The sequence below is a fragment of the Filifactor sp. genome, assembly GCF_057248345.1.
The window spans coordinates 1-6,198 of record NZ_DBHIIC010000063.1 but is presented as its reverse complement, the minus strand read 5'-3'; the positions used below and the strand labels follow the sequence as shown (position 1 = coordinate 6,198).

Sequence of the window (6,198 nt, the reverse complement as noted above, 5' to 3'; positions counted from 1 at the left end):
CGTAAATCTTCAGCATTTACTTTAACACCTCCTACCAGCTTCAAACCTGATGTATTGGGAGCAAATGCGTTTAGAGATTTGTACACCTTGTATTTAGCATCAGGACAAGAGCCTACTCTTACTCCGGTGAATTATGAATTGACATATCTTGGAGCGACACCTGGAGATACGTATGCAGGATTAGGAGCAGGCAGACAAGCTGCTTTAACACAAGAACTTGCTAAAATCGACTTCAAAGTATTTGAAGTAAGAAACGGAGTAGAAACATTATTAAGTCCTGCCGATGCGGCATCAAGAATTACAGTGGCACACACTCCTAACAAACCGGGAATGTTTGACGTTACAGCACATCGTCGTGGACAATATCGTATCCGTTTCGTAGCAAACCAAGACGGAGTAGAAAGTCCATTGTTCGAATCTTACGACGTAGGCACTGAAGCTTATGGAGTAGGTAATGGAGCAAAAGACTGGTTTGTTGAAGTAAATATCAACAAAGCAAAAATCAAAAACATTTACTATCATATTCCTGTGAACGTAAATGGTATGAATACAGGAATTACAGTAACACCTGATACAGGAGATCAAAAAGTTAATATCAGCTCCTTAGCACCAAGTGAAACACAAAAAGAAATCGTAGTATTCCCTGTTGTAGAAGATGTAACCTTAAATCATAGACTAAATAATACAACAACCTTCGCAACATTAGGACAAATTGAAACAGCGGCAACAAACAACAACACAACGTTGGAAGCTTTATTGAATGAAGCCGGAAGCGGATTATCCTATATGGATGATACAAGTGTGAAACTACAAAACTTAGTAGAAAATGATTGGAAAAACATTTCCGGTCCATCTAAGCGTGGTCTTATCACAACAGACTGGGTAAGAATAAACGGACACTTGGCTTTAAAAATCATCGTACAAAAAGGTGAAATCGAATTAGCAGACAATGCTGAAACAAAACTTGATGTACAAGCCGGAGACTTTGATGGATCAGCAACAATGTTGACACCGGGAGGAATCTTCCAACCTGCAGATGCAGCAATCGTAATGGGCAATGTGAAAATTACTCAAGAAGTACAAGACTGGATTACAGACATCCGTTTGACACCAATCACAATAGGTCCAATTACAAAAGGTGACACATATTCAACAGCTGTACAATATGTAACATCAAAAGGACATCCTGTAGACTTGACAAGTAGAGATCTTAGAGATTTCAATGTAGCAACTCCTTCCAGCAGACAATTGAAGATTAGAAAACTCGAAGGCGCAGACTGTCAAATTACAGGAGCAATTAGAACAAGTGGTCTTGCAGTATTGAGCTTCAATCCTACAAAAGCCGGAAAATACAAATTTGAATTAACAACATTGAACGAGTTAGATAGACCGGTACCTGCAATTGGACAAACAAGAACTGTCGAATTTGAAGTAAAACCGACAATTAAGAGTCCTTATGACTTGTACTATGGACAATCATTGCAAATCGAAGTAGATGCAGATGATATGACAGACAGTCTAACTTATGAAGCACAAACACCTAACGTGTTGGATACAACATCATTAGGAAACCACAAATTAAAAATTGATCCTAATTGGTCAGGATTGGATCAAGATCCAACAATCCCTGCAAACACACAAGCAGTGACTGTAAAAGTGTTCGATACAGATCATAATGAAATCGGTCAATTCGTAGTAAACGTACATCCAAGAGGAACCGTACAAGGATATCAATTGATTCCGATTACAACAGATGCTGATCCATATCAAACAACAGATGGCGATAGAGTTGAGCTTCGTGTGAAGAAAATCTATCAAGACGGATCATTTGAGTACACCAAAATAGCAGGAGTTACATTCAAGACAGGTTATGATGACGGAGTAACGGAACAGTTAACAGGAGGATTTGCAACATTAGATGCAGCAAGCGTAACAGATACATCTGCATTTATTAACATCCATTCCGTTCCAACACCACACAATAACAGCTTGAAATGGCATGGTGAATATGAAGTAACAATAGATGCAGATCCTGCATTCAAAGCAGAACTTCATCTGTTCAAAACTGACAGTCCAACACATGAAAATAGAGATTTCCAATTCTATCGACTAATGCCGGATGGAACGGTAGAAAAAGTAGCTTCTTTACCATCACCAATTACAATTTCAAAACAACAAGTAGCAACAGAAAAACTATTTGTAGTAGAAAAAGATAGTACAGGACAACTATCCGTTGTAAATGACTATCTATTAGATGTATCACCAACAGGTAAGATCACATACCGTATGTTTGATGAGAGTCAAGGAACTGCAAGAAGAACACCGATTACAGGAATCAATGCACTTGCATCAACACCTGACAACTACTCAAGAGTAGAATTCAATCCGATTGACGGTGGAACAGTGACATTGACAGCACGTGATACAAGTGGAACATCCACTACAACAGCGCAATATCAAATCACAGCGGCTAGACCGCTTAGAGCAACACATGGTACAGCATACACCGTTACAGAAGGTGATACACTAAGCATCGCAGCATCTGTAGATGGAGGAGATGTACCGACACGTCAAGTACAATGGCAAGAAAGCACAGATGGAGTAAACTGGACTGATGTAGCAGGACAAACAAATCCGACATTAAGCATACCAAACATTCCATTAAGTGCAAACGGAAAACAATACCGTGCAAAAGTTTCAGATCAATACCAAACAATCACATCCACACCTGCAACAGTAACAGTGAACCCTGCACCTGCAGCACCTGTTGGAACCATTGCACCTACAACATTGAATAAACAAGTAGGACAAACCGGAACTTTCTCTGTTGTGCTTCCATCAAGCGTAGTACCAACAAGCTACCAATGGAAAAAACAAGCAGCCGGAACAAGCACATGGACACCAATAACAGGAGCAACAGGAAACAGCTATACAATCGCATCCGTTGCAGCAAACATGGATGGAGATAAATACACTTGTGAAGTGATGGTAGGAACAACACCGGTAAGTATTAACAACGAAGGACAATTAGTTGTAGTAGATGCAGCCGGAGTTCCAATCAACACAAGATATTTAGTAACATTCAATGCAGGAGCGCATGGAACATTGAGAGGATATGGACCGACTCATACAGAAAATATCCTAAGAAATAATCCAATTACAAACGTTCCAATCGTTGATGCAACACCTGGATACCAATTCACAGGATGGGCAGAAGTAACACCGACAGGACCGGTAGCAGCAACACCTGGAGGAGCATTAGTAACAAAAGCTATCACTTATACAGCACAATACAGCGTTGCCGGAGGCGGCGGCGGTGGAGGTGGTGGAGGCGGTGGCTCAACACCATCAACACCATCAACACCATCAACACCGGTTACACCTGTAACTCCAACAACACCTGTACCGGTACAACCAACAGTACCAAGCAAGCCGTTAGACTTGAACAAAGAAGTGAAATTTGCATACTTGACAGGATATCCTGACGAAACAGTAAGAGCAAACAATCCAATTACAAGAGCAGAAGTAAGTGCAATCTTTGCAAGAATTATGCTAAAAGAAATGGTACTTGGAAAAACTTACCCATCTCAATTCAAAGATGTTGTAAGTGGAAAATGGTTCAGCAACTATATCGGCTTCTTAGAAGGAGATAAAGTGTTGACAGGTTATCCGGATGGAACATTCAGACCGAATAACCAAATCACAAGAGCAGAATTTGCAGTAATTGTATCTAAATTCTTTGAAGTAAAAACAACAGAAATGAGCTTCAAAGACGTACCTGCAAACCATTGGGCAAAACAATATATTGATTCTCTAGTAGCAAACAATATGATGGGAGGCTATCCGGATGGAACATTCAAACCGGAACAAGCAATCACCAGAGCAGAAGTAGTTACAGTAATCAACAAAGCAATCAATAGAACACCTGATAAAGCAGAAATCGATGCAAATGCAAATAATGCAAAGAGATACAAAGATCTTAACAAAAACCATTGGGCATACTATGATGTAATCGAAGCAAGTACAGACCATACAGTTCATGCAAAATAGATGACCGATGTAAGCAGTGAATGAAAAAATTATGGAGGCACTTATCTTGATAAGAGCCGAAAAGAGAGAACATTCATAAAAGCAAGAATTGTCGTTGTAGAAACAAGAGTTCGATAACGACAAATACCAACCATTTATGCAAGTGCATAGATGAAATAATATTGTTTTTTAAGAAAGTAAGTCCTACTGCTTCTAACCAAACAGAAGCACAGTCCTTAGGCAAGAGCTCGGTTGATACCGGTTCAACTGAAGACTTCCCTTTGGTCGATAATCTCTTTAGGAAAGAGGCAGTAGGGACAAGCTTTCTGAATAAAACAGAGAAACGAAAATAATGAAAGGGGGATTTTATGAACCTCAACAAAATGATTCAAAACGGAACAAAAATATCCGGATTGAAGAAGAGAATCCTTGCGGGAACATTGAGTGCATTGATGGTATTGAGTGGAAACATTCCAACATCCTATGCAATTCCTGCACCGGATTGGGGTACTGCTGAAGCAGGAGAAGTGGAAGTATCATCTAACAATCCTACTGTTACTGTGAATGGTATTATGGAGATTGGTCTTGGTACGAATGCACAAAACCATGCCATCAGATTTGCAAAACCGAAGGGTTCAACAAGCTATACTCAATATTTGGCATATGGCGGAGCATCCAGTGCTCTTTATTCAGGTTCCGGTCCTGTAACGTTTTCAAAAACACTTCCAAACAAATTGGATCAGCCATCACCGACTTACACATCTGCCGAAGAGGCAAAATTCGGTCCTGCACCTGCGTGGGAACTAGTCACATCAGCTGCTTATGCAGCAATGACACCGGATGAAAAGACAGATGTGGATGAGAGATATGAAGCCTATAAAGAAGCCTTCTACAAATATGCCGGAAACTGGAATCAACCCGGACTTACGTTGGATAATGGAAGCAACAGCAATTATTCATTCCAAAACTTTACACCGATAGGGACACCGCAACAGTCTTTATTTGAAAATGGAAAGTATAAGTCCTACAAAAATGATACCAAGAACTATGTCATCCAACGTGGACAGGTAAAAGGTAATGACAAGTTGTATGCGGAGTTTATTGAAGAAGCCATCTACGCACAGAATCCGACACCCGACGGATTCTTGGAAGAAGAAGCAAATGGAGTAAATTTGATTACCAAGGTAACCAATATCTCTGAAGATGAGGCACAAGCCTATACCCAACATTGGGGAGTAGATACTCAGATTGGTCGTGACGACCAGGCGGCATTTCGTGGAGAAGGAATCAACCGATTTTTCTCCGGAACAAGAATTGTTAACGGCCATCCGACTGCAACCGGCGGAACATTAGTTAATCAAGGGATGGTAGCAGCATTTCCAATTTCAGCAACAATGGCAGTAAACGGAAGCACCTCACAGGCAGCGGATTTATGGTTCCAAAGAGCTACAAGCCCTGCTGTCAATATGTTTACAGGGGGCACCTACGATAAGGATAAGATTCCGGGCTTCCTCTATGCGATTGAAGAATATTCAGTTAACGGTAGTAGTCCTATTTCATACTCTAATAAGGTTACCAATCCTATGACCGTACAGATTGTACCGACAGCAAGAGCATCTGTGAAATGGCCGGATGCCAAAATTCAACCTGCAGACTATTTGGTTCTAGGTGGTTATAGTCCTGTTAAAGGTTATTATGCATTCCATGCTTATGGAAACGGAAGTAGTGGATCGAGTCCGGACAGTGGACATGGGGTACGTGTGAACCCTACTTTAATTGTGCCGGGAGAAACCAAATACTTCGGGGTATCTTACGGAAAAAGTACATCAGATGATGTCAATCCAAACGGAATCTCCCTAAGCTACAACGGTTACACCCAAGAAGTAACGAAGTCAAATAACAGATACAATATTTTGGATGGAAAAGCTGGAAAAAATATGGGTGGAGACTTGTTGCTTTACAATACTTCAGGCAATACATTCAATGATGTAAAAATTAGAATGTTGTTACCAAAAGGATATTTGGTTGCAAATCCTCCAATGGGAACAGCAGTGAACGGAAAACAATGGACGAAGCTGACTACTTCTGAAACAAAAACGATGTTCTCTCAAACAGCAGACTTTGATGTTTGGGAGTATAACTACGGAACATTGAATCCGGGATCAAATC

2 protein-coding genes are annotated in these 6,198 nt (G+C 40.5%); both read left to right on the top strand.

Annotated elements, in window-relative coordinates; all coding sequences use genetic code 11:
* The coding region (locus ACO5GE_RS07675; RefSeq protein ID WP_484830328.1) for an S-layer homology domain-containing protein at positions 1–4,050 on the top strand (4,050 nt) is incomplete at its 5' end.
* Between the two features lie 347 nt (positions 4,051–4,397).
* Positions 4,398–6,198: hypothetical protein (locus ACO5GE_RS07670; protein WP_484830327.1), on the top strand; the 1,801-nt coding region annotated here is incomplete at its 3' end.